The organism is Kitasatospora sp. NPDC088351 (genome assembly GCF_040685575.1).
Taxonomy (GTDB): Bacteria; Actinomycetota; Actinomycetes; order Streptomycetales; family Streptomycetaceae; genus Kitasatospora.
In genome coordinates, this window is sequence record NZ_JBFBIL010000028.1 from 63,745 (window position 1) to 86,338 (window position 22,594).

The 22,594-nt window shown below is 71.2% G+C and carries 25 protein-coding genes; 13 read left to right on the forward strand and 12 right to left on the reverse strand.

Going from position 1 to position 22,594, the window contains the following annotated elements; translation table 11 throughout:
• Positions 1 to 333: 333 nt before the first annotated feature.
• From AB0P06_RS20670 to AB0P06_RS20685, 4 genes are all read left to right on the forward strand, one after another.
• Positions 334 to 1,539 (forward strand): cytochrome P450, encoded by a 1,206-nt coding sequence (locus AB0P06_RS20670; protein WP_363609280.1) that lies wholly within the window; start codon positions 334 to 336, stop codon positions 1,537 to 1,539.
• Positions 1,540 to 1,854: 315 nt separating this feature from the next.
• The gene (locus tag AB0P06_RS20675; protein WP_363609282.1) at positions 1,855 to 2,910 is read left to right on the forward strand and encodes a type III polyketide synthase; all 1,056 of its coding nucleotides are present in this window, start codon (positions 1,855 to 1,857) and stop codon (positions 2,908 to 2,910) included.
• Positions 2,911 to 3,129: 219 nt separating this feature from the next.
• On the forward strand, positions 3,130 to 4,506 hold the full coding sequence (locus AB0P06_RS20680) for an MFS transporter (protein ID WP_363609284.1): 1,377 nt from the start codon (positions 3,130 to 3,132) through the stop codon (positions 4,504 to 4,506).
• A gap of 57 nt (positions 4,507 to 4,563) precedes the next feature.
• The gene (locus AB0P06_RS20685; RefSeq protein ID WP_363609286.1) at positions 4,564 to 5,190 is read left to right on the forward strand and encodes a cysteine hydrolase; all 627 of its coding nucleotides are present in this window, start codon (positions 4,564 to 4,566) and stop codon (positions 5,188 to 5,190) included.
• On the opposite strand, the gene AB0P06_RS20690 is transcribed toward AB0P06_RS20685, so the two are convergent.
• Positions 5,187 to 5,636: a MarR family transcriptional regulator gene (locus AB0P06_RS20690; protein ID WP_363609288.1), complete on the reverse strand. Its 450-nt coding sequence runs from the start codon at positions 5,634 to 5,636 to the stop codon at positions 5,187 to 5,189. The two genes, AB0P06_RS20685 and AB0P06_RS20690, sit on opposite strands and share 4 nt — an antisense overlap.
• A gap of 250 nt (positions 5,637 to 5,886) precedes the next feature.
• Here AB0P06_RS20690 and AB0P06_RS20695 point away from each other — a divergent pair, with 250 nt between their 5' ends.
• Positions 5,887 to 6,312, forward strand: coding sequence for a hypothetical protein (locus tag AB0P06_RS20695; protein WP_363609290.1), 426 nt, complete (start codon positions 5,887 to 5,889; stop codon positions 6,310 to 6,312).
• A gap of 261 nt (positions 6,313 to 6,573) precedes the next feature.
• On the opposite strand, the gene fxlM is transcribed toward AB0P06_RS20695, so the two are convergent.
• The 4 genes from fxlM to AB0P06_RS20715 all read right to left on the reverse strand — a co-directional run bounded on the left by fxlM (position 6,574) and on the right by AB0P06_RS20715 (position 9,012).
• Complete coding sequence (gene fxlM, locus AB0P06_RS20700) at positions 6,574 to 7,785, reverse strand: methyltransferase, FxLD system (RefSeq protein ID WP_363609292.1); 1,212 nt, start codon at positions 7,783 to 7,785, stop codon at positions 6,574 to 6,576.
• 287 nt (positions 7,786 to 8,072) lie between these two features.
• On the reverse strand, positions 8,073 to 8,270 hold the full coding sequence (locus tag AB0P06_RS20705) for a hypothetical protein (RefSeq protein ID WP_363609294.1): 198 nt from the start codon (positions 8,268 to 8,270) through the stop codon (positions 8,073 to 8,075).
• Entirely contained in the window at positions 8,267 to 8,551 is a 285-nt protein-coding gene (locus AB0P06_RS20710) for a hypothetical protein (protein ID WP_363609296.1), read from the reverse strand. Before AB0P06_RS20710 ends, AB0P06_RS20705 begins: the two co-directional genes overlap by 4 nt.
• The gene (locus tag AB0P06_RS20715) at positions 8,548 to 9,012 is read right to left on the reverse strand and encodes an ATP-binding protein (RefSeq protein ID WP_363609298.1); all 465 of its coding nucleotides are present in this window, start codon (positions 9,010 to 9,012) and stop codon (positions 8,548 to 8,550) included. Before AB0P06_RS20715 ends, AB0P06_RS20710 begins: the two co-directional genes overlap by 4 nt.
• Before the next feature lie 260 nt (positions 9,013 to 9,272).
• Here AB0P06_RS20715 and AB0P06_RS20720 point away from each other — a divergent pair, with 260 nt between their 5' ends.
• Genes AB0P06_RS20720 through AB0P06_RS20730 form a run of 3 tightly spaced genes read left to right on the forward strand, consistent with a single transcriptional unit; the run spans position 9,273 to position 10,568 of the window.
• Entirely contained in the window at positions 9,273 to 10,127 is an 855-nt protein-coding gene (locus tag AB0P06_RS20720; RefSeq protein WP_363609300.1) for a helix-turn-helix transcriptional regulator, read from the forward strand.
• Positions 10,124 to 10,330: a DUF397 domain-containing protein gene (locus tag AB0P06_RS20725; RefSeq protein WP_363609302.1), complete on the forward strand. Its 207-nt coding sequence runs from the start codon at positions 10,124 to 10,126 to the stop codon at positions 10,328 to 10,330. The genes AB0P06_RS20720 and AB0P06_RS20725 overlap by 4 nt, the downstream gene beginning before the upstream one ends.
• A 22-nt stretch (positions 10,331 to 10,352) precedes the next feature.
• On the forward strand, positions 10,353 to 10,568 hold the full coding sequence (locus AB0P06_RS20730) for a DUF397 domain-containing protein (RefSeq protein WP_363609304.1): 216 nt from the start codon (positions 10,353 to 10,355) through the stop codon (positions 10,566 to 10,568).
• Between the two features lie 167 nt (positions 10,569 to 10,735).
• On the opposite strand, the gene AB0P06_RS20735 is transcribed toward AB0P06_RS20730, so the two are convergent.
• Both AB0P06_RS20735 and AB0P06_RS20740 read right to left on the reverse strand, forming a co-directional pair.
• Positions 10,736 to 11,086: a hypothetical protein gene (locus tag AB0P06_RS20735; RefSeq protein WP_363609306.1), complete on the reverse strand. Its 351-nt coding sequence runs from the start codon at positions 11,084 to 11,086 to the stop codon at positions 10,736 to 10,738.
• 446 nt (positions 11,087 to 11,532) lie between these two features.
• Complete coding sequence (locus tag AB0P06_RS20740; protein ID WP_363609308.1) at positions 11,533 to 12,030, reverse strand: MarR family winged helix-turn-helix transcriptional regulator; 498 nt, start codon at positions 12,028 to 12,030, stop codon at positions 11,533 to 11,535.
• A 97-nt stretch (positions 12,031 to 12,127) separates the two neighbouring features.
• Here AB0P06_RS20740 and AB0P06_RS20745 point away from each other — a divergent pair, with 97 nt between their 5' ends.
• Together AB0P06_RS20745 and AB0P06_RS20750 are read left to right on the forward strand one after the other, a co-directional pair.
• Positions 12,128 to 12,511: a hypothetical protein gene (locus AB0P06_RS20745; RefSeq protein WP_363609310.1), complete on the forward strand. Its 384-nt coding sequence runs from the start codon at positions 12,128 to 12,130 to the stop codon at positions 12,509 to 12,511.
• 846 nt (positions 12,512 to 13,357) lie between these two features.
• Positions 13,358 to 15,187 carry a Scr1 family TA system antitoxin-like transcriptional regulator gene (locus AB0P06_RS20750; RefSeq protein ID WP_363609312.1) on the forward strand — a complete coding sequence of 610 codons (1,830 nt, stop codon included), beginning with the start codon at positions 13,358 to 13,360 and terminating at the stop codon, positions 15,185 to 15,187.
• 195 nt (positions 15,188 to 15,382) lie between these two features.
• Here the strand turns inward: AB0P06_RS20750 and AB0P06_RS20755 are convergent, their stop codons facing one another.
• Together AB0P06_RS20755 and AB0P06_RS20760 are read right to left on the reverse strand one after the other, a co-directional pair.
• Entirely contained in the window at positions 15,383 to 15,649 is a 267-nt protein-coding gene (locus AB0P06_RS20755; protein WP_363609314.1) for a hypothetical protein, read from the reverse strand.
• A gap of 267 nt (positions 15,650 to 15,916) precedes the next feature.
• Positions 15,917 to 16,807 carry a LysR family transcriptional regulator gene (locus tag AB0P06_RS20760; protein WP_363609316.1) on the reverse strand — a complete coding sequence of 297 codons (891 nt, stop codon included), beginning with the start codon at positions 16,805 to 16,807 and terminating at the stop codon, positions 15,917 to 15,919.
• 76 nt (positions 16,808 to 16,883) lie between these two features.
• Here AB0P06_RS20760 and AB0P06_RS20765 point away from each other — a divergent pair, with 76 nt between their 5' ends.
• A complete protein-coding gene (locus AB0P06_RS20765) occupies positions 16,884 to 17,657 on the forward strand; it encodes a hypothetical protein (protein WP_363609318.1) in 774 nt (257 codons plus the stop codon).
• Between the two features lie 59 nt (positions 17,658 to 17,716).
• A complete protein-coding gene (locus AB0P06_RS20770; RefSeq protein ID WP_363609320.1) occupies positions 17,717 to 18,355 on the forward strand; it encodes an HD domain-containing protein in 639 nt (212 codons plus the stop codon).
• A 90-nt stretch (positions 18,356 to 18,445) separates the two neighbouring features.
• Here the strand turns inward: AB0P06_RS20770 and coaE are convergent, their stop codons facing one another.
• Positions 18,446 to 19,042, reverse strand: a complete 597-nt coding sequence (coaE, locus tag AB0P06_RS20775; RefSeq protein ID WP_363609322.1) for a dephospho-CoA kinase — start codon at positions 19,040 to 19,042, stop codon at positions 18,446 to 18,448.
• Positions 19,043 to 19,114: 72 nt separating this feature from the next.
• Positions 19,115 to 19,756: an MBL fold metallo-hydrolase gene (locus tag AB0P06_RS20780; protein ID WP_363609324.1), complete on the reverse strand. Its 642-nt coding sequence runs from the start codon at positions 19,754 to 19,756 to the stop codon at positions 19,115 to 19,117.
• 62 nt (positions 19,757 to 19,818) lie between these two features.
• On the opposite strand from AB0P06_RS20780, the gene AB0P06_RS20785 reads away from it, so the two are divergent.
• Positions 19,819 to 20,268, forward strand: coding sequence for a MarR family transcriptional regulator (locus AB0P06_RS20785; RefSeq protein ID WP_363609326.1), 450 nt, complete (start codon positions 19,819 to 19,821; stop codon positions 20,266 to 20,268).
• 37 nt (positions 20,269 to 20,305) lie between these two features.
• Here AB0P06_RS20785 and AB0P06_RS20790 read toward each other — a convergent pair whose 3' ends face one another.
• Positions 20,306 to 22,564: an MMPL family transporter gene (locus AB0P06_RS20790; protein ID WP_363609328.1), complete on the reverse strand. Its 2,259-nt coding sequence runs from the start codon at positions 22,562 to 22,564 to the stop codon at positions 20,306 to 20,308.
• Positions 22,565 to 22,594: the final 30 nt, after the last annotated feature.

Here is a 22,594-nt window from a genome sequence, read left to right on the forward strand (position 1 = left end):
GACCCGACGCGGGCACGGAACCGCGACCGGTCACGGTCGGTGAGCGTGGTGACAGCCTGCGGCGCACGGCTGTTCTGAAAGGGCTCCGCTCCCCGGACGGGGCGGGGGCGCCCCAGGGTGCCCCCGCCCCGGCGCCACGCGACACGGGCGACACGCCGACACGGGCGACACGCCGGGCCCGGCCGCCACGACTGATCAGCACGGATGAATTACCGGCCGCTGCGGGCCTCATCCGGTATACGCGGGCCGCCGGTCGGGTACCCGTGTCCCGTTCACCCCCCAGCCCCACCCCCCACATAATCCGGCCCTCCGAACCATGTCCTGGAGATCCGCATGACCACCGGCTCCAACGCGCGCACGTGCCCCTTCGACTTCGCCGACGCCCTCGAGTTCGACCCGACCCTCAGGGAGCTCCAGACACAGGAGTCAGTCTCCCGAATCCGACTGCCCTACGGCGAAGGGGAGGCGTGGCTGGTCACCGGCTACGACGACGTTCGCACCGTGACCACCGACCGGCGTTTCAGCCGCGCCGGCGTCATCGGCAAGGACTTCCCCCGGATGACCCCCGAGCCGATCGTCCAGGCCGAGGCGATCAACGTCATGGACCCGCCGGACAGCAGCCGGCTGCGAAGCCTGGTGTCCAAGGCGTTCCAGCCCGAACGCATCGAGCGGATGCGCGCCCGCACCCAGCACGTGGTGGACGGGCTGCTGGACCGGATGGCTCAACAGGGCCACCCGGCCGACCTCATGGAGCACCTCGCCCACCCGCTGCCGCTGATCACGATCTGCGAGGTCCTGGAGATCCCCGAGGCCGACAGCCCGCAACTGCGCGCCCACGCCCGGACGATGATGAACGTCACGGCCCAGAACCGCCCCGACGCGGTACGGGCCAAGTCCGACCTGCGCGCCTACTTCGCCGAACTGACCGCGCGGCGGCGCCGCGACCCCGGCGAGGACCTGATCAGCGCGCTGGCCACGGCCCGGGACGGCGACATGGTCCTGGACGACAAGGAACTGACCGTCATGGCCATGGTTCTGCTGATCACCGGCCAGGACACCACGACCTACGAGATCGGCAACCTCGCCTACGCCCTCCTCACCCGGCCCGACGAGCTCGCCCTGCTGCGCGAGCGGCCCGAGATGCTCCCGCAGGCCCTCCAGGAGCTGCTGCGCTTCATCCCCTTCCGCAAGGGCGTCGGCATCCCCCGAACGGCCCTGGAGGACGTCGAGCTGGGCGGGGTGACCATCCGGGCGGGCGACATCGTGCACGTCTCCTACCTGACCGCCAACCGCGACGGCCGCAAGTTCGACCGGCCCGACGAGCTGGACTTCGAACGCACCAGCCCGCCCCACATGACCTTCGGCTGGGGCGCCCACCACTGCCTCGGTGCCCCGCTCGCGACCGCCGAACTGGAGGTCGCCATCGGAACGCTCCTGGAGCGCTTCCCCCGCCTCGCGCTGGCGAAGCCCGCCGACGAGGTGCAGTGGAACACCACCTCGATCTGGCGGTACCCCCTCGCCCTCCCCGTCGTCTGGTGACGGCCGCACCCCCGGGCGCACCGCGCCCGGGGGTGCGCGCCGAACTCGCGGACGCATGCCGCCCGGCATGCGTCCGCGAGCCGTCTCCCGTAGATTGACTAAGGTGCCCAGGACCGGCCCCACCGCGGCACAGACGGCCCGTACGACGGGAACGCGGCCCTCCGGACGGCCGGCCCTCCGCCCCTCGGCTCACGCGAGGTCCACCACGCACAGGCGCGGCCGCGCAGCGTACCTCCGCAGCGGCTTCCGCCCATCGGTGGACACCGGAAGCGGTCAGGGCCGCGCCGGGACAATCGTCCGCCAGGAGGACATCTCATGGCAGTTCTGTGCAAACCGGCGATCGCCGTCCCCGAATACGTCATCACCAACGAGGAAACCCTCGAACTCGCCCGCAGGATCCACCGCGGCCACCCCCAACTCGACCTGGCCCTGCGCCTGATCGAGCACACCGGTGTACAGAAGCGGCACCTGATCCAGCCCATCGAGACGGTCCTGCGCCACCCCGGACTCGACGAGCGCAGCACCGTCTACGAAGCCCAGTCCAAGGCCCGCGTGCCCGCCGTGGTCTCCCGCGCCCTGGAGACCGCTCAACTCGAGCCGACGCAGATCGACTTGATTATTTATGTGTCCTGCACGGGCTTCATGATGCCCGCCCTGACGGCCTGGCTCATCAACAAGATGGGCTTCCGCCCGCAGACCCGCCAGATACCCATCGCCCAACTCGGCTGCGCGGCAGGCGGTGCGGCGATCAACCGCGCCCACGACTACTGCACCGCCCACCCCGACGACAATGTGCTGATCGTGGCCTGCGAGTTCTGCTCGCTGTGCTACCAGCCCACCGACCTCGGCGTGGGCTCACTCCTGTCCAACGGCCTGTTCGGGGACGGAATCGCCGCCGCCGTGGTCAAGGGCACCGGCGGCCACGGGGTCCGTCTGGAACGCAACGGCTCCTACCTCATCCCCAATACCGAGGACTGGATCTCCTACGCCGTCCGCTCCACCGGCTTCCACTTCCTGCTCGACAAGCGGGTACCGGGCACGATGGAGGACCTCAGCCCGGCCCTGCGCGCCCTCGCGGAGGAACACCACTGGAACGTCGGCAAGCTCGACTTCTACATCGTCCACGCGGGCGGCCCCCGGATCCTGGACGACCTCAGCCGCTTCCTCGACGTGCCGCGCGAGGCGTTCCGCTTCAGCCGCGCCACGCTCACCGAGTACGGCAACATCGCCAGCGCCGTCGTCCTCGACGCCCTGTCCCGCATGTTCGACGAACAGTCCGCCTTCGAAGGCCACCGCGGCCTGCTCGCCGGCTTCGGCCCCGGCATCACCGCCGAAATCGCCCTCGGCACCTGGTCGGCCCCCGGCAGCTAGGCCGCCCGCTCCGGAGGCACGGCCCCGGCGTCCTCCACGGGGTCACCACTCCACAAGTAGGCAGGCTACCTGCTAATCTTTGTCAGGTGGCCTGCCTACTTCCGCCGGGATCTCCACGGTGGGCCCGCCTGTCGCGGAGGTCCCGGAGGACGGAGTCGTGTCGTGTCTGTCGCCGGTGACACCAGTGTTCCGCAGCGAGCGGTCGGGGGCGGTCCGGCCGTGGGCGATCCCTTCGGCAGGCGCTTCGTGGCGCCGCTGTACCTGGGGGCCGCGCTCAATCCGGTCAACAGCTCGATCATCGCGACGGCGCTGGTCCCGCTTGCCGCGGCCCTGCACATCCCCGTCGGGGACACCGCGATCCTGATCTCCTGCCTCTACCTCACCAGTGCGCTGGCCCAGCCCGCCGCCGGGCGTCTCGCCGAGGTGTTCGGGCCCCGCCGGGTATTCCTCGCGGGCATCGTGCTGGTGCTCGCGGCCGGGGTCGTCGGGTCGCTAGCCCACTCGCTGCCGGCGCTGATCGGCGCCCGGGTGCTGATCGGCGCGGGCACCTCGGCGGGCTACCCGTCCGCGATGCTGCTGATCAGCCGCCGCGCACAGGGCGCCGGCCAGGACGGCCCCCCGCGCGGGGTGCTCGGCGGCCTGGCGGTCACCGGATCCGCCACCGTCGCCGTCGGCCCCGCCATCGGCGGGTTACTGGTCGGGTCGTTCGGCTGGCAGACCGCCTTCTGGATCAACATCCCGTTCGCGGCGGTGGCCCTCGTCCTGGCGCTGGCCGGGATCGCGCCGGACCCCGCTCCCGTGCGTACCGGATCGGTGCGCGCCCTGGCCACCCGCCTCGACCTGCTCGGCATGGTGGGCTTCGGCGGCGTGCTCACCGCCCTGGTGGTCCTCCTCTCCGCCCTGCCGCGCCCGGACTGGCCGGCGCTCGCCGCCACCCTCCTTCTCGCCGCGGCACTCACCGGGTGGGAGCTGCGCGCCCGCCACCCGTTCCTCGACGTCCGCCTGCTCGCCGCCAACGGCGCCCTGACCCGCACCTATGTGCGCAACGGCCTGACGCTGCTGGGCACGTACGTGATCCTGTACGGACTCACCCAGTGGCTGGAGGCCGCCCGCGGACTGTCCGCCTACCAGGCCGGGCTGGTCCTGCTGCCGATGGGCGTGCTGTCCGCGCTGACCGCCCGGGTGGTGTCGCGGCGGGCGAGGGTGCGGTTGCCGCTGATCGCCTGCGCGGTGCTGCTGCTCGTCGGGGCGGGGGCCGTGCTCTTCGTGGACGGCGGCACCCCGATGGCCGCGGTCGTCGCCGCGAGCGCGGTGTTCGGCCTGACCTCCGGCGCCGGGTCGGTCGCCAACCAGACCGTCCTCTACCAGGAGGCCCCCGCCGCCACGGTCGGCACCGCCTCCGGACTGCTCCGCACCTTCGGCTACGTCGGGTCCATCGCCTCGGCCGCGATCACCGGCACCGCCTTCCACCGCGGCGTGGACGACAGCGGGCTGCACCACATCGCGTGGGTGCTGGTACTGATCGCCGTCCTCGTCCTCGTCCTGACCGTGTGCGACCGTCGGCTGGCCCGGGCCGACCGGCAGCAGGCGGATTGACTCCGCACCGGCCAGGGCCCGAATCCCGCAGCGCCAAGAGAAAGCAGGTCCACCGAGATGACCACCGACATGACCGCCGCCGCGAACACCGCCGCGGCAATGGACCCGGCCCGTACCGCGTTGTTGCTGATGGACTTCCAGCCCCTCGTGCTGGGCGCCGTCCCCGACCCGGAGGGTGTGCTCGCCCGCGCGGGCGAGGCGCTGGCCTGGGCCCGCACCCACGGTGTGCAGGTCGTCTTCGTACGCGTCGCGCTCACCGAGGAGGACGCCGCTGCCGTGCCCGCCCGCAACAAGACCTTCGCCCAGGTCGCCGCGGCCGGATCCCTCACTGACGGCACCTCCACGACGGCGGTGCACCCGTCCCTGGAGATCCGGGAGCAGGACCTGGCCGTGCGCAAGATCCGGTTCAGCGCGTTCGCCGGCGACACCGATCTGCGCGCCGAGCTGGGCGCGCGGGGCGTGGACACCCTGGTGCTCGCCGGGCTCTCCACCAGTGGCGTGGTGCTGTCGACCCTTCGGCAGGCGGCCGACGAGGACTACCGCCTCTTCGTGCTGGCCGACGCCACCGCCGACCCCGACCCGGAGGTGCACCGGGTGCTCACCGAGAAGGTCTTCCCGCGCCAGGCCGAGGTCGTCGCCACCGCGGAACTCGCCGCACTGAGCACGGCCGCTGAGCCGGTTTAGCGTTCGGAGTCCGCCAGCCGGTTCATGATCTCCGCAGCCCGCTGGAGCGTCCTGCGCTCCTCGGCCCGGAGCATGGAGCCGATCGCGCCGGACAGCCAGGCCTCCCGCGCCGCCGGGATCCGCTCGCACAGCTCCTGCCCGGCACGGGTCGCGCTGACCAGGGACTTGCGCCCGTCGTTCGGGTCCTTGGCGGTGGCGACCAGCCCGCCGTCGCGGAGCGCGGCCAGCGTCTCCGCCATCGACTGCCGCCGGACGTGCTCGGCCTGGGCGAGCTCGCTCGCGGTCATCGGACCGTTCTGCACGATCCGGTGCAGGGTGGTCAGGTGGGACCAGTTCCACGGCAGGTCGTCGATCGGGGCCTCGGTGCGCAGCCGTGCCCGCAACCGCGTCATGGCCCGCATCAGCTCGACGGCGGTGCCCTCGGGCGGAACCGGTTCGCTACTCACCGGGCCAGCATAGGACAGGGCCCAGGCCGCCTGAGCAGGGCCGCGACCCGGGTGCCCACCCGGCCGGCCTCTCGACCGGTCACGCGACCGTGGCGCAATCTCGGGAACCGAAGTGATCGTTTCTTCGGTCGACACGGCTGAAGGTGAGCTCGGTGGCAGCGCCAGAAGTCGGCCGGTCCGACTTCTGGCGCAGCGGCTCGGTGGCGCAACGGCGCAGCGGCTCGGTGGTTGTCGGCGGGGAGGCAAGGGGATGCGGGAGTCACAGGCACGGGGCGCGTCGGCTTCCTCCGCGCCGGGGTGCGGGTGGTACCTGCTGGCTCCCGCCCTCTCGGGCGTCGGTGTGTGCGTCGGCACGGTGTGGACCGTCAGGTCGTGGGCGGGCTGCCCGCTCGGAAACAACTTCAGCAACAACATCGGGCTGCAGATGATGACGATGCCTGCGGTCTGGCTCTGCATGACCCTGCTGCTGTTTCTCCTCCAACTCGCCCTGCGGAGGCGGCCCCTCCCGGGCGGGCGGGCCACCAGGTGGCTCGCGCCCTTCGCCGCCGCCGTCCTGCTGACCCTGGTGTACCGGATCGGCATGGACTGGCCGTACTTCCCGCCGGACAGCGCGTGCCTGGAGGGCTATCCGCTCTTCCCGTTCACCGGCAAGACCGGCCCGCGCTTCAGCATATGAGACCAGGCCCGCACTTTCGGCCGTCAGGGCCGCCCGAGGGCCCGCTAGGTCCATCCGGCGGCCCGCCGGCGGACGGGGTCGAGGGTGGCCACGGCCGTCGACGATGCGGGAGACGGCGGCGCGGGCGGCGACGGCCTCCAGGACGCGCTGGCGGACGCGGGCCGAGGCTTCGGGGAGCCACTGCGCGAACTCGGCTTCGAGGCAGCGGCGTTCGGACCGGAGGAGGCGGGTGACCGGGCCCCGAGACGGGGCCCGGGAGTCTCAGTGCCAGGTCGCCGTGACGATGCCGTGGCGTCGCAGGACGGCGTTCTGGGGCAGGGGGGTGGGCGCGGGGCCCGGCAGGTAGCGGAAGGTTGCGGCTCCCCGGTGGCGGTGGTCGTGGGCCCAACGCCGCAGCAGCGCTACGTACTCGTCCGCGAGCGCTTCGGCCCCGGGCCCGTGGGCGATCACGCCGCTCTCGAAGCCGCCGGTGTCCTCGTTCTCCCGGCGGGTGCGGTAGGCGATGCTGTCCTCGCTCACCAGGGCGGGCACCCCGAACAGCGCGGACGCCTCCACCACGCCGCACTCCACCACGTCGTTGGAAGCGTGCAGGCGGGCCGGGCTGGAAAGGTTGAGCGTGAGGTACAGCTCCAGCTCGTCGGGCAGGTCGTACGCCGCTCCGGACCAGCGCTCCAACCTGGGCGTATCCAGTGCGCGGTTCAGCGCCTGGCCGTTGAGCGGCACCCGTACCTCGTCGGTCTGCAAGGCCACGCCCTCCCGCAGCATCGCCTTGCGTTCCTCGGCTGCCCCTTCGCCCTGCATGGGCACGAACCGGGCCAGGCTGTACGAACGGCTGACCAGGCCGTCGCCATCGGGGTCGCGGTCGAAGGCGATCGAGCGGGTCGTGCCGCACAGTGTCAGGGGCACGACGAGGCGCCCGGCCGCCGTCAGCCCACGGATCCACGACGGGGGGATGTCCCACGCGGCTGCCGTCACCATGATCCGGTCGTACGGGGCGCCGCCGGGCACACCGCTCTCACCGTCGGCCAGGACCGTCCGCACCTGCGGGTATCCCGCGTCGTCCAGGCACCGCCGGGCCTGGTCGATGACGTCGCGGTCGATGTCGACGGTGGTGACCTCGCCCTGCTTGCCGACGAGTTCCTGCAGATAGGCGGCGTTGACGCCGCCGGAGCCGATTTCCAGGACCTTCATGCCGGGTTCGATGCCGGCCTGCTCCAGCATCACGGCTTGCAGGTGGGCCGCGGACATGACGCTGAGCTCCAGGCCGTTCTCGTCCTTCTTGACCGGCACGGTGCGGTGCAGGTCGTAGGCGACCTCCACGGGCGCGTCCGGCGCGAACCGGTGACGGGGCACCGTCGCGAAGGCGGCAGCGACAGGCTCGGAATTGATCCCGTCCTGGTCGCGGAGTGCACGGACCATGTCCGCGCGCAGCGCGTCGGGATCGCGGGCCGGTGAGTCATCAATGGCAGTCATCCGATTACCTGTTTCTGTCGGGAGGTTGGTGCTTGCGGCAGCCCGGCTCGGCGCGGTGCTCAGCGAGGACGCTAGCCAGGGCGCCAGGCCTTGCGGGCGGATACGCGACGCCTGAAGGGGTGGCCTTCGGAGTTCGGCTGAAAAGCAGTCCCGGGATCGGGGCCCGTTCGCGTCGGGGGTGGTCGCATTCGGGTGGAACCTCGTCCCGTGCCGTTCGCCGTCAGCGCTCGGGGGCCGGCACGGGAGTGTGCCGGCCACAACTGGTCGGGGCTCGGCGGCCTCCCGCGTCAGCGGGGGTCGTCGGCGACGGCCTTCAGGACGCGTTGGCGGACGCGGGCCGAGGCTTCGGGGAGCCACTGCGCGAACTCGGCTTCGAGGCGGCGCCGTTCGGCCCGGAGGAGGCGAGCCACCGGGGCACGGGAGCAGTGGAGGAACCACCAGTCGCCCGGGGCGTGGAGCAGCCGGAACGGTCTGCCGCGGATCATCGGTCACCTTCCGGGGCGGTCCAGCGGATGCGCAGGTGGTGAACGCTCTCGGGGAGGACCACCGGCAGCGACAGCGGGCCGGTGTGGTTGAGGTACTCGACGACGAAGCGTTCGGCGCTGGGGCCGGTGAGGTAGCGCTCGAACCACTCCCACTGGGGTCTGCCGAGAGAGCGGAACTGGAGGGAGAACCAGAGCGCGGAGAGCGCCTTGGGGAGGAGGAAGTAGATCGTCGGCGGCATGATGCCGGTGATCTCGGCCGTGACCAGGCGGTTGTCCCTCACGCGACGGCCTCCGCGCGGTCGGCCGGCGGAGCGCACTCGCACCAGACGATCTTCCCGATGGGGAAGCGGGGGCAGCATCCCCAGCGCTGGGAGAGGGACTTGACCAGCAGCAGGCCGCGCCCCGACTCGTCGTCCGCGCCGGTTGCGGCGCGAATCACCGGTTCGCGCTCCCCTCGGGCGTCGTGCACCTCGATGCGGAGGCGGAGGTCGTTCACGTCGAGCGCGAGCCAGATCTTGTTGTCGACGGGCGTGCCGTGGAGGACGGCGTTGGTCACCAACTCGCTGACCAGCAACAGCCCGTCCTCGGCGAAGCGCTGACCGCCGGGGAAGCCCGCGAGCAGCTTCTCCAGGTGACGACGGGCCCCCTCGGGCGAACGCCGGCTGCGGGGCAGCCAGCAGCTACTGCTCGCGGCGGAGGGAGTGGAGGTGGGGGTGGGGAGCTTGTGGGGGGTTTGAGGCATGGCGGAGCCACCTTCCGAAGTACAGGGAGTTGAAGGCGTGGTGAGGCCAAGCAGCAGCCCGGCCGAGGCAAAGGGATGCCCGGTCGGCAGTTCGCTTGATCACTCAGGCGAACCGTCGGACTACTCCGTGTAGCATGCCCTTGAACAGTGATTGCATGCAACTGCTTCCATCTGGCAATTGCTTGATCTAGAAAGAGGATTGAGCCCCAGGAGGAGGTGGCAGACTATGCAAGGAACCAACCAGCCAGGGAGTGTGACGAGTGGGCAGTCCGACCGTGCTGCGGCGTAGGCTCGGCGGCGAGCTTGGCAAGTTGCGCGCATCGCGCGAGCTGAACGCCAAGGATGTGGCCGCTGCGCTCGGCTGGTCCGCTTCGAAGCTGAGCCGCATCGAGAGCGGCCAAGTCCCGCTACAAGAACGAGACGCCGCGAAGCTGCTGACTCACTACGGCGTGAGTTCACCCGATGAGGTGAAACACTTCCTCAGCCTGACCCGGCAGAGCCGGCAGCAGGGTTGGTGGCACGCCTACGGCGATGCGCTGCCGGAGTGGTTCCGCGCCTATGTGGGCTTCGAATCGGACTCGGCGAAGATCGCCACGTATCAATGCGAGTTGGTCCCGGGACTGCTTCAGACCGAGAAGTACGCGCGGCATGTCATCAGGGCGATGAATCCGACCGAGTCAGCTGACGGAGTGGAACGAAGAGTTGCACTCCGTATGGAGCGTCAGCACATCCTCGATCGCCCCGACCCGCCTCAGTTCTGGGCCATCATCGGCGAGGCCGTCATACGGCGACCGGTAGGTGGCGTTCCCGCCATGAGCGAGCAGTTGAACCATCTCGCGACCATGGCGGACGAACGACCCAACATCACGATCCAAGTGCTCCCGTTCTCGGCCGGAGCACATGCGGCCATGGGCGCATCGTTCTCCGTGCTGTCGTTCAGCGACATCCCGGGGAGCGTGGCCTACACCGAAGCAACGACCAGCAGTATCTACACGGAGCGGCAGTCTGAGGTTGAGCGCCACGAGGACGCGTTCCTACGCCTCATGGCATCTTCGGTCCAACCCGAGAAATCCATCTCATGGTTGAGGAAAGTCGCAAAGGAGTACACGGAATGAAGCAGAGCTTCCAGGGCGTCCGGTGGCGCAAGAGCACGTACAGCAACGGCCAAGGCGACTGCGTCGAGATCGCCGACGGTTTCACCGGAGTAGTCCCGGTGCGGGACAGCAAGGACCCCCACGGGCCCGCGCTGACCTTCACCACCGACGGCTGGCAGGCCTTCGTCGCCGGCGTGCGAGCCGGCGAGTTCCCCATCGACTGAGCGTTGACGCAGAGGAATGCAGATGTTGGAGCACGACGTCCGAATCACTCAGTGGCGCAAGAGCACCTACAGCGGCGGCGAAGGCGGAAACTGCATCGAAGTCGCCGACGGCGTCCCGAACACCGTGCCCGTCCGGGACAGCAAGGACCCCGCCGGGCCCGCGCTGGCCTTCACCGCCGACGGTTGGCAGGCCTTCGTCGCCGGCATCCGCGCCGGGGACTTCCCCGACCACCTCTGATCGGCCGCTTTCCGCAGCCCCGCGCCACGGTGGCGCGGGGCTGCCACATGCCCTGGCCGCCCGAGGGTGAGATGATCGGCCCGACCCGGCGTGGGGCGAGGTGGAAGAGGCCTCACCCCGCGCCGGGTCGCCGCCGTCCGGACGAGGAGAGCCGAACGCGCCCGCTCTCAGCAGTTGATGTACCTCATCGAGAGCGAGGTGAAGTGCGTGCCCGACGGCGCGTAGAGGGTGAACGCACGGGACTTCCCCTTGCCGCCCGCCCAGCCGCTGTCGACGTGGCCGTGGTTCGAGAGGTTGCCCTGCACGTAGGGACAGCGGCCGTCCGCCTTGGTGTCGTGCACGGTGCCGATGACCTTGGTGTTGTTGTTGCACCACTTTCCGCTGGCGTAGCCCTCGCCCGAGCTGATGGTCCAGTTGTTGGTGCAGGAGTCGGCGGGCGTGGCCGCCGAGGCGGCGGGGGCGCCGGCGACCGGCACCAGCAGGGCGGCCAGGGCCACGGCCCCGGTTCCGAACCTCACGAGAACAGCACGGCTCTTGGACACGAGTTCCCTCCACAGGTAGGTCAGCACGAGGCCCGACCGGCCGCGGCAGTCCCCCCGCGGATTCGTCCTCGGCACTCTTCGAGAGTGACGAGACCGACAAATGGCGTCAACACCGAAATAGAGCGGATGTCCGTTTCGCGGCAACGGGCGGAAGTACCCGTTTCCCACGCAAGCCGGGAAAGTGCTCCGCACTCTCTTCGGCGCGCTCCTGTGCGAATCCGCGACAACTGGTAAAACCCAGCCCTGCAACGGGAAAAGGAACGTTCGGCTGCCCGGCGGGGAATGTCAGGGCCCGAACAGCCGGGCCCCGACGCATGGCCGCGCTCGCCGACACGTTCGGGCCGACCACGCTCTCCACCCTTGCAGAGCAAGTGGCCCTCGATCGACCGGGTCACCGCTCCGCCGGCCAACGTCGCGCGGGCTCAGTCGCGGTCGCCCCCTTCGGCGACTGCGGCCTCGTACGCGAGCAGTGTCTCCACGAACATCCGCCGCTGCTCCGGCGTCAGCGGCTCCAGCGCCTTCCGCCAGGCGGCCGCCCCCGGGGCCAGCCAGCCGGCGATGGCGGGCCGATGCCCGGGGGCGATGCCGACGATTCGACGACGTCGGTCGGCCTCGTCCTCACGCCGCTCCAGAACGCCCATCCGGCTCAGCTCGCTGACCATCAGGCTCACCGTCGTCGGCGCGACCTCCAGCCGGGCGGCCAGCTCGTTGACGGTCATCGGCCCGTCGAACAGCAGGTACGACAGCAGCGACAGGTGTCGTGGCGCCAGCGGGAACGACCGCAGCGCCTCGGGAACGGGGATCCTCTTCACCCGGCCGACCATCCGGGGCATGAGCAGCAGCAACGCCCTGACCGCGTCGTCGGCCCCACCGCCGCCGGGCCAACTGCCCCCGGTTTCCCGCGCCTTCGGCGTTGACATCACGCACTCCCGTCCACTTACCTTTGAAAGCAAAGATGTTTTACATGCAAAGCGAACGCGCACCCATGGTACGAACCGACCCGAACGGAGCTCCGCCATGCCGCACCTCAGCCTGCACCTCCGCGAGGAAACCCTCGACGGAACCGTCGAACCGAAGCTCATCGGCGCCCTGACCGCCGCCGTCACCTCCGTCTACGGCGAGGAGGTCCGCCCCCTGGTCGCCGTAGAGCTGATCGGCGTCCCGCAACACCGTCGGGGCATCGGCGGCACCCCCACCAACGACGACGCCCCGCTGGTCACCCTCGCCATGCGCGAGGCCGCCTACCACCTCACCCACGTCCCGGACGCGCCCACCAGGCTGGTCACCGCCATCACGGACGCCGTCGCCGGGGTACTGGGCGACGGCGTCCGGGCACAGACCATGGTGACCGTCGAAGGGGTCCCGGCCGGCCGCAGCGGAGTGGCCGGAGAGACGGCCTGAGCGCACGGCAGGACCACCCCCTGACAGCCGCTCCCGGCGCGCACCGGGTACTCAACCCGGTACCCGCGGATGACGTCATCCGCGACAGCACCGAAGCACACCGGCGCTCCGGCCCGTCGACGGCCCTCCAACAGCACGGACGGGGCGGGGCAGGGCAGTTGGAGGCTCACCCCTGCAACAGCACCCAGCCGCCCTTGACCCGCGAAGGCCGAACCCGTGCGGCCGTGTAGATCGACTCCGCTTCAGTGCTGGGAGTTGAGGCCTTGCTAGAATCATCAAGCACAACCTGGTTGTAATGGTCCCCCATCACGTCCCCTACTGACCGCCCCGCCGCAAAGGCGCTGGTCAGGAGGGCGGATGGTAAGACTTGATCACCGCTCCGGAAGCCCTCGGGAGAGGGCCGGCCCTCTGCTCTCGGAGGGTGAATCCGGTAGGTGGGTTCGTCCGCATCCGGTCAAGGCGCTTGGACGACCCGCGAGTTGGCACGCTCTCGGGCTGCCGTGACGCTCAGTGGGATGGCAGTCCCGCTGAGCGTCTCGCACATCTGGACGCTTGGGAAAGACCGCCGCCGTCGACGGCAGTCGACTCGCAGGGAGGGGTGCACAAGGTCGTCTCCTGCTCGGTTCTCCTCATCACCAGCTCCTCCCGCACGGCAGGCATCGCGCACGGCCCACGAAGACAGCCGAGGCCACACCCAGGGCCGATCAGGGGCAAGGCATGCCTCCGGCCATATCGCCTGAGGGTTCGTCATCAACCGTCCGTTACATCATAGATGACTGTTTCACCGAAGCGAGACAATCCGAGAACAGAGGCGATGGCACCCGCCTGTCGAGCAAGGAGAAGCGCATGGGCCGCCCCCACTCACTCAACGAAACCTCGGGCCCTCTCGCAGAGTTCGCGAGCGAGCTGCGGGCCCTGAGAGAGGCCGCGCACCTCACGGTGGCCGAGACTCATCAGGCCACCGGCATCCCCGTCTCGACGATCTACGCCGCACTCAGCGGGACCAGAACGCCGTCCCGGGAAGTGCTGGCAGTCCTTGTCACCGCATGGAACGGTGACCGCCGGGCATGGGCGGAGCGTCGTCGCGAGCTCAATCTCGAACTCCGGATCGAATCAGGCCTGCACGGCCTCATCGCAGCCGTGTCGGACACCTGCGAGGGCTGTGGAAGCCGGTTCGGCACGCGGAGGCCCGCCGACCGGAAGGGGAGCCGCTGCCCCGGTTGCCACGATCCCGCGCTTCGCGATCACCACCCGGATGGCATCACACTCGGCGACCCCGCTTCGGAGCAGCAAGCCCCTGTCCGACACGAGACCCTTACGGCACTCCTGCTCGCGCTTCGCGAGGCCGCCGGGCAGCCACCCCTCCGCAAGCTCGCCACAGACACCGGCATCAGCGCCTCCACCCTGAGCCGCGTCCTGAGGGGTAGAGGATCACCACCCTGGCGCGTAGTTGACGTGATGGCCAGGGCGCTTGACGCAAGCGCCGATGACCTGAAGGCCCTTCGGCGACTGTGGGAGGCCGACCTTGCCGAGTCGATCGGCGCGCCCGAGAGCAACGCCGATGAAACCGTGGACGCCCTCCAGGCCCGGATAGCCGAGCTCAGGCATCAGCTACACGCCGCCGAGGAGGAGTTGAAGCGCTTTCAGGAGAAGACGACCGCTCCGGCGGGAGGCCCCGGCACGGCGACGACCGCTCCGGCGGGAGGCCCCGGCACGGCAACGGGGCCGACCCACCACTCCACGACCGTTCCGACCCTTCCTCACGGGCCGGCAGCGGAAGCCGGGGCCACGAACCCCACAGTGGCGGCGATGCTCCTGGGCGCACGCCTGCGCAGACTCCGTCTGAACCTCGATCTGAAAGCGGCCGCCGACGCTGCCGGTATGTCCGTTTCCAAACTGAGCCGCTTGGAACGCGGCCAGAGCCGCCCGCAGCTGAGCGATGTCCACAGGCTTGCCACGTTCTACCGGCTCCCTCCCGAGGAGGCCGCGGAGCTGGAATCGCTCACCGCGCAGGCGAACCAGCCCGCCTGGTGGCACGACTATCTCGACGTGACACCGGGCTGGCTGACCCGACTCATGTCACTGGAGACCGTGGCATCCGAGCTGTGGACCTACGAGGCACGCGTGGTGCCGGGTCTGTTGCAGACCGAGGACTACGCAAAGGCCGTCCTGGCACAGAATCCCGGCAAAGCAGGCCGGACCAGGGCCAACCGCCTGGTCGAGTTGCGCATGGAGCGCCAGAAGCGATTCTCGACAAGCCCCACAGAGTCGGTATTCCTGCTGGACGAGAGCGTGCTGCACCGTCGGGTCGGAAACGCCGAGGTGATGGCCTCGCAACTGCAACGGCTGATCGACACGTTCGACACACCGGGTACGAGTATCCGGATCATCTCTCTCGACAGTGCCGTCGCCCCCTCACTGGCCTCACTCACGCACCTGGGGTTCCGAGAGGCCGAACTGGCGGAGATGTTCTATCTGGAACAGCCCGACTCGGCGGAGTACATCATGGAGTCGGATCCGGTACCGGGCCCCTATCGGGATCTCACGGCCCGAACGACACGGCCGGACTTCTACCGGGAGATCCACGTCCGGCTTCTCATGCAGGCCAGGACCAGACAGGAGAGCCTGGCCGCGCTGACGGAGGCCCGCGACCGGTTCTCCCAGCAGCCGCCCTGAGCACCGCCCGAGCCGTTCGCCCCGACGGCAGGAGAGAAAGGAGTCGCCCCTCCTCCTGAGGGGCGACTCCGGTAGGGAGATCACTTACATCCGGTCAAGGCGCTTACATGATCTCGGAGTTGGTCGACCTTCGAACTGCCGCGACGCCAGGGCCGGCTGGCAGACCGGCCGAACGCCCCGCAGCCCGCAGGCGGGTCAGAGCTCGTCGAAGAACTCCGCGACGGGCGAGCGCTCATCGGTCGAGGAAGGATCATCGAGTCCGAACACGCTCTCGACGGCTCGCCAGGCCTTGTGGACCTTGTAGAGGCCGATGCCGACCCCCAGGGCTCGCCGCCCCCACCTGACCCACGCGGGCCTGGCAGATTTCGGTCCACCCGGCTTCTGCCCGGCCCCGGGGTCCGGCGCCTTCCGGCTCTCTTCGCCTTCGGGCTGCTGGTCCTCGCGTTCCGCGCGATCTGCCACGGTGGTCCCCCTTGCTATGTCGGCGGTGTACATGACTCCGACCGGCGAACGGCCGGGCCGACCGCCAGGACCGGGGTACTGGCGACCGGCTCGACCGTCCGACCGAGCAAGGACCCGGGCATCCCACAGGGGCCCCGAGGACCCCCACTCTACCGCCGCCGCCGGGCTGCTTCCGCGCGCCCGGCGAGCACCGACGCAGCGATCAGCGACTTTGCTGGTCAAGATATTTGACGGTCAATCAGTTTGCCCACAACCCAGTGCGGGGGCTCACACCCGGTCCCCGTCCAGCAGTCGGGCCAGCAGGGCGGCCGGGCCCTCGGGGAGGCTGCCGTGGACGAGTTCCGTGCGGTGGACCAGACGGGGGCTGCGGACCGGGACGGCGGTGATGCCGGGGGCGGCGTCCAGGGCGGAGACGGGGAGGACGGCGAGGCCGTGGCCGGCGGCGACCAGGGTGAGCAGGCCGCGCAGGTCGGTGCCCTGGTAGCGGGTGGCGGGGCGGAAGCCGTCGATGCCGGTGGCGGCGCGCAGGCGGGCGGCGGCGGGCGCGAGGTCCGGGGCGTCGAGCCAGCGGGCGGAGGAGAGGTCGGCGAGGGCGAGCCCGGGGCGGCCGGCCAGCGGGTGGCCGGTGGGGAGCGCGACGGCGAGCGGCTGCTCGGCGACCGCCACCGTGGCGAGCGGGCCGACGTCCGGGAGCGGCAGGGGGTCGCTGGGCGCGGCCAGGCCGTCGATCAGGGCGAGGTCCACCTCGCCGGTGGCCGCCTGGGCGGGCAGCGCGCCCTGGGACAGCACCCGGACCACGAGGTCCACCCGCGGGTACACCCGGCGCACTTCGGCGAGTGCGCTCCCCAGGGCGGCGCCCATCGCGAGCGGGGTGGTGCCGAGCACCAGCCGGGCGCTCGGAGCACCCGCCAGGCGTGCGACATCGGCGCGCGCCGCGTCCAGCCGCACCAGCAGCGGACCGGCGTGCTCCAGCAGCCGCCCGCCCGCCTTGGTGGGGCCGACCGGGCGGCGGTTCAGCAGGGCGACCCCGAGGTCGGCCTCCAGCACGGCGATCTGCTGGGAAACCGCGGACTGGGTGTAGCCCAGCTCCCGGGCCGCCTCGGAGAACGAGCCGAGACGGGTCACGGTGACGAAGGTGCGCAGCAGATGCGGATCCATGGCTATCAGATCCTCTGATCAGAGAGTAAGGAATCATCGTTGGCACTGATGTCGGCCCGGGAGTGAGGATAGCCGCATGGCCTACCTGACCCCCCGCATCGCCCTGGTCGGCGACCGCTCCCCCGCCGTCCGCTCGCACGCCCGCGTCCCCGGCCTGCTCGACGCGCTCGCCGAGCACGACCAGCTCGTCCTGGACGCCTACTGGATCCCCACCGAGGACGCCGGAACGCCCACCGCGCTCGACGGCTTCGACGCCATCTGGCTGCTCCCCGGCAGCCCGTACCGCAGCGAGGCGGGTGCCCTGGCCGCCGTCCGGACCGCCCGGGAGCGCGGCATCCCGTTCCTCGGCACCTGTGCGGGCTTCCAGCACGCGGTGCTGGAGTACGCGCGCGACGTCTGCGGGATCGGCGGCGCCGCACACGGCGAGTCGCACCCCGAGCGGGACGAGCTGCTGATCGTGCCGCTCACCTGTTCGCTGGTCGGGCACGAGGGCGCGGTGGAGATCACTCCCGGCTCATTCGCCGAGCGGGTCTTCGAAACCACCCGCACCCTGGAGCGGTACCACTGCGCGTACGGACTGAACGCCGACTACCTGGCGCGACTGCGCGGGCGCGGGCTGCGGTTCAGCGGTGTGGACGGCACCGGCGAGGTGCGGGTGCTCGAACTGCCCGGCCACCCGTTCTTCCTGGCCTCGCTGTTCCAGCCCGAACTCGCCGGGGACGGCACCCGCGCCCACCCCGCGATCCGCGCGCTCGCCGCAGCCGCGGTCGAGCACGCGTCCACCGTCGAGCACGCGTCCGCCGTCGAGCACGGAACCGGCGTCGAGCACGGAACCGGCGTCGGCGTCTGACCGGAAAAGCAGGAAAACCGGAAACCCGAAACGAGCCGAAGAACCGAGGAGAGACCCGCATGACCACCGAGATCGCCGGGGTGAAGATCCCCGACAGCAAGCTCGCCACCGAGGCCACCGAACTCGTCCGCGATGCCACCACCGAACTGCTGTACCACCACTCGCGCCGGGTCCACCTCTTCGGCGCCCTCCAGGGGCAGCGGCGCGGCCTCACCTTCGACCCCGAACTGCTCTACCTCGCCGCGATGTTCCACGACCTCGGCCTCGGGCCCGAACACCGCGCCTCCGGGCGGCGGTTCGAGGTCGACGGCGCCGAGGCGGCGGCCGCCTTCCTGCGCGGGCACGGGGTGGACGAGCGACGGGTCCGCCTCGTCTGGGAGGCCATCGCCCTGCACACCACGCCCGGGATCCCGGAGTACCTGGAGCCCGAGATCGCCCTCACCACCGCCGGTGTCGAGCTGGACGTGCTCGGCATCGGCTACCACGACATCGACGCCGGCGCCCGGGACGCGGTCGTCGCCGCCCACCCCCGGCCGGACTTCAAGCGCGGCATCCTGCGCGCCTTCCACGAGGGCATCGTGCCCAAGCCGGAGACCACCTTCGGCAACGTCAAGGCCGATGTGCTGGCCCGGTTCAGCCCCGGTTTCAAACGGACCGACTTCGTCGAGGTGATCGAGCGCTCCGACTGGCCGGAGTGATCGCGGAGGCGGACAGTGCGCCACCGCGGGTGGCGCGAAAGTGCCGTGACCGTCCGTCCGCAGTCCCCGCCGCGGAGGAGTCCGGCCGGATCAGGCCCGACGCGTCTTCAGCCCGTCCCAGACCTCGGCGACCCGGGGAGCCAGGGCGTCCAGCGGGCCGCTGTTGTCGATCACCACGTCCGCGACGGCGAGCCGGCCGGCCCGGGTGGCCTGGGCGGCCATCCGGGCCCGGGCCTCCTCCTCGGCCATGCCCCGCAGGCGGACCAGCCGGTCGACCCGGACGTCGTCCTCGGCGTCGACCACGATCACCAGGTCGTACAGCGGGGCGAGACCGTTCTCGGCGAGCAGCGGGACGTCGTGCACCACCACCGCGTCCGGCGCGGCGGCCTCCTCCAGTTCGGCGGAGCGGGCCCGGACCAGCGGGTGGACGATGGCGTTCAGCGCCTTGAGCCGCTCCGGGTCGGCGAAGACCACGGCGCCCAGCGCGGGGCGGTCCAGCGAGCCGTCCGGCCGCAGGATCTCCGGGCCGAACTCGCCGACCACGGCCGCCAGGCCCGGCGTGCCGGGGGCGACCACCTCGCGGGCGATCACATCGGAGTCCACGATCACCGCGCCATGGGCGGCGAGCAGCCGCGACACCTCGCTCTTGCCCGCGCCGATGCCACCCGTCAGTCCGATCTTCAGCATGGCGCCAGGCTACCGGCGCGGGCGAAGCGGCGTCAGGCCGCCCACGGCGACGTCGGCCCGCCCACAACGGCGTCAGGCCAGATCGAGGCTCTCGCCCTCCCCCAGGGTCCGCAGCTCCGCGCCCGTCCCCGGGCCGCCGGGCCCCACCAGCCGGGTGTGCAGCGCCAGGCCCACCGGGCTGAGCACCGCGTCATGGATCGGGAGCGCCTGCCGCGGGCCCGCCTCCCGGACGTAGTCGATCAGCTCGGAGATCTTGGTCCACGGCGCGGCGATCGGCAGCAGCAGCGTCTCCACGGTGTGCGGCGGCACGGTGAGCGCGTCGCCGGGGTGGAAGAGCCGGCCGTCGAAGAGGAAGCCGATGTTCTTCACCAGCGGGATGTCCGGGTGGATCACCGCGTGCCACTCGCCGTGCACCGAGACGTCGATCCCGCCGACCTGGAAGGCGTCGCCCTCGCCGACCACCGTCACCCGCTGCGCCGCACCGTCCAGCTGCGCGGCCACCGCGCTGTTGGTCCACACCCGCAGCGCCGGGTCGGCCTCCAGCGCGGCGCGCAGCCGGGCCTCCTCGAAGTGGTCCACGTGCTCATGGGTGATCAGGACGGCGTCCGCCCCCGCGAGGGCGGCCGGATCGGTGAACACCCCGGGGTCGACGACGACGGTGGTGCCGCCGTGCTCCAGGCGTACGCAGGCATGTCCGAACTTGGTGATTCGCATGGCGAAAACAGTACAGCAAGGCTGTGCAGTTTTGCTGTACAACCTGACGATAGACTTCTCCTATGAGCAGCCCCCAGCCCACCGACGGCCCCGTCCCCCGCCCCGACACGCTGGAACTCGCCGCCGACCTCCGCGCCGCCATCGGCGACCTGGTCCGCGCGCTGCGCCCCGGCGACACCCTGCCGCAGAACCAGGCCGGCGTCCTCGGTCTGCTGGTCCGTGACGAGCGCGCCTGCACCGTCAGCGAACTGGCCGCCCTCCAGCGGGTCCGCCACCAGTCGATGGCCCGGACGGTCGCCCTGCTGATCGAGGCCGGCCTGGTCACCCAGCAGCCGCACGCCACCGACGGCCGCAAGCTCCTGATCACCGCCACCGACGCCGGCCGCGCCGCCCTGCACGACCAGCGCGCCCGCCGCGAGGCCTGGATCGCCGACGCCATCGAGACCCGCCTCACCCCCGCCGAGCAGCAGACCCTCCGCGACAGCGTCACGCTGCTGCGCCGGCTCCGCTGAGCGGCCGGGTCGGGGCAGCCGAGTCAGGACAACAGGATCAGGGCGTCGAGCCGACCAGCGTCTTCTTCGGCTCCGGCCGCGGCGCCGGGAGCGCGGCGGGCTCGATGGCGGGCTCGATCGCGGGCAGGTCGACGTGCTCGCTGAGCCCGAAGCGGCGGTGGAGGCGGCGCAGCGGGGCCGGGGCCCACCAGTTGAACTCACCGAAGAGGCTCATCGCGGCGGGGACGAGCAGGCAGCGGACCAGGGTGGCGTCGACGGCCACGGCGACGGCGAGCGCGATGCCCATCTGCTTGACCATCAGCATGTCCCCGGCGGCGAAGCCGGCGAAGACGATCACCATCAGCAGGGCCGCCGAGGTGATGATCTTCCCGCTGCGCTGGACGCCCAGTTCGACGGCGCGGGTGCAGCTGTGTCCCTTGTCACGCAGCTCCTTGATCCGCGCGAGCAGGAAGACCTCGTAGTCCATGGAGAGCCCGAAGGCGAAGGCGAAGACCAGGACCGGGATGAAGGTCTCCAGCCCGCCGGTGGGGCTGAAGCCGAGCAGGCCGCTGAAGTAGCCGTCCTGGAAGATCAGCGTGAGCGCGCCCAGCGAGGCGCCGAGCGAGAGCAGGTTCATCAGCAGGGCCTTGACCGGCATCACCACCGAGCCGGTCATCAGGAACAGCAGGATCAGGGTCCCGACCGCGACCAGGCCGAGCGCCCAGGGGCCGCGGGTCAGCAGCTCGTGCTGGAAGTCGACCACGGAGGCGGCGCCGCCGGTGACGTAGGTGGTGAGCCCGCCGCGGTCGGCCCGCAGCTCCTCGACCACCTGCTTGGCCGGTCCGCCCTGGGGGTCGCCGTGCACCAGCACGTCGATGGTGGAGAGGGTGTCGGTGACCGGGGTCACCGCCCGGACCCCGCTGACACCGGGGAGCTTGGCGACCACGCTGTCCGCGTACGCCTGGGCGGCGGGCGCGCCGCTCTCGACCACCACGGTGACCGCCGCCGGCGAGACCTGCGGGAAGCGCTGGTCGATGGTGTCGGCGACCTGTCGGCCGGCCGAGGCGGCCGGCAGCACGGCGGCGCCGGAGTTGCGCATCTCGGCGTGGAGGAACGGCGCCCCGGCGGCCATCAGCAGCGCGGTGCAGGCGAGTGCGACGGGCACCGCGCGCTTGCGCACCCGCCGGACGGTGCGGCTGAAGAAGCCCTCGTCGGGGACGGGCGCGGCGGGCGTCTTGATCCGGCGGCCGGCGAAGCCGAGCAGGGCGGGGATGAGGGTGAGCGCGGCGGCGACGGCGATCACCACCACGCTCACCCCGGCGGCGGCGACCGCCCCGAGCACCGGGCTGGTGAAGATGAAGAGGCCGGAGAGCGCGACGGCGACGGTCAGCCCGGAGAAGGCGACGGTCCGGCCGGCGGTGGCGGCGGTCCGTTCGACGGCGGCGTCGATGGACGCGCCCTGGCCGCGTTCCTCGCGGAAACGATTCACCATGAGCAGCGCGTAGTCGATCGACAGGCCCAGGCCCAGGACGGTGGCGATCGGCAGCACGCTGGTGTCGATGTCCATGAGCTTGCTGAAGCCGAACATGGCCAGAAGTGCGCCCCCCACCGAGGCCACCGCGCCGATCACGGGCAGGCTGGCGGCGGCCAGCCCGCCGAAGACCAGCACCATGACGATCAGGGTGAGCGGCAGGGTGACGATCTCGCCGAAGCGGGTGTCCCGCTCGGTCTGCTTCTTGACCTCGTCCTGGAGCACCAGGTCCCCGCCGACGGTGACGTGGGCGCCGTCGGCCTTGAGGTCCGCCAGCCGCTGGGTGACGGCGCCGGTCTGGGCGTCGGTGCTGGTCTCGGCCATCCGGACGGAGATCAGGCTCGCGTTCCCGTCGGCGGAGCGCAGGGCGGCGGCGGCCGGGTCGGTGCCGTAGGCGTCGGTGGCCGAGGAGACCCCAGGCAGCGCGGCGATCTCGGCGGTGGCGCGGGTGACGGCGTCCCGTACCGCCTGGTCGTCGACGGGCCTGCCGTCCACCACGGCGGTGACGGTGCCCCTGACCGGATCGGCCGCGGCGACCACCGCCCCGCCGCGGTCCGCCTCGGAGCTGGCCGAGGAGGCGCCGGCCACCGAACCCGCGAAGACCCGGCCGCCGATCAGCACCCCGACCACCAGGACCACGGCCCAGAACCCGAGCACCCAGCGCCGGTGCCGGAAGCAGAACCGGCCGAGGGCGGCGAGCCGCCCGTCGACCTTGTTGTCGGCGGAGGCGGAAACAGCGGCGGAGGCGGCGGCGGGGAGGGGGGTCACTGCGGTGCTACGGCGCATATACAGGGTGCCTAGCGTGCGGGGCCGGTG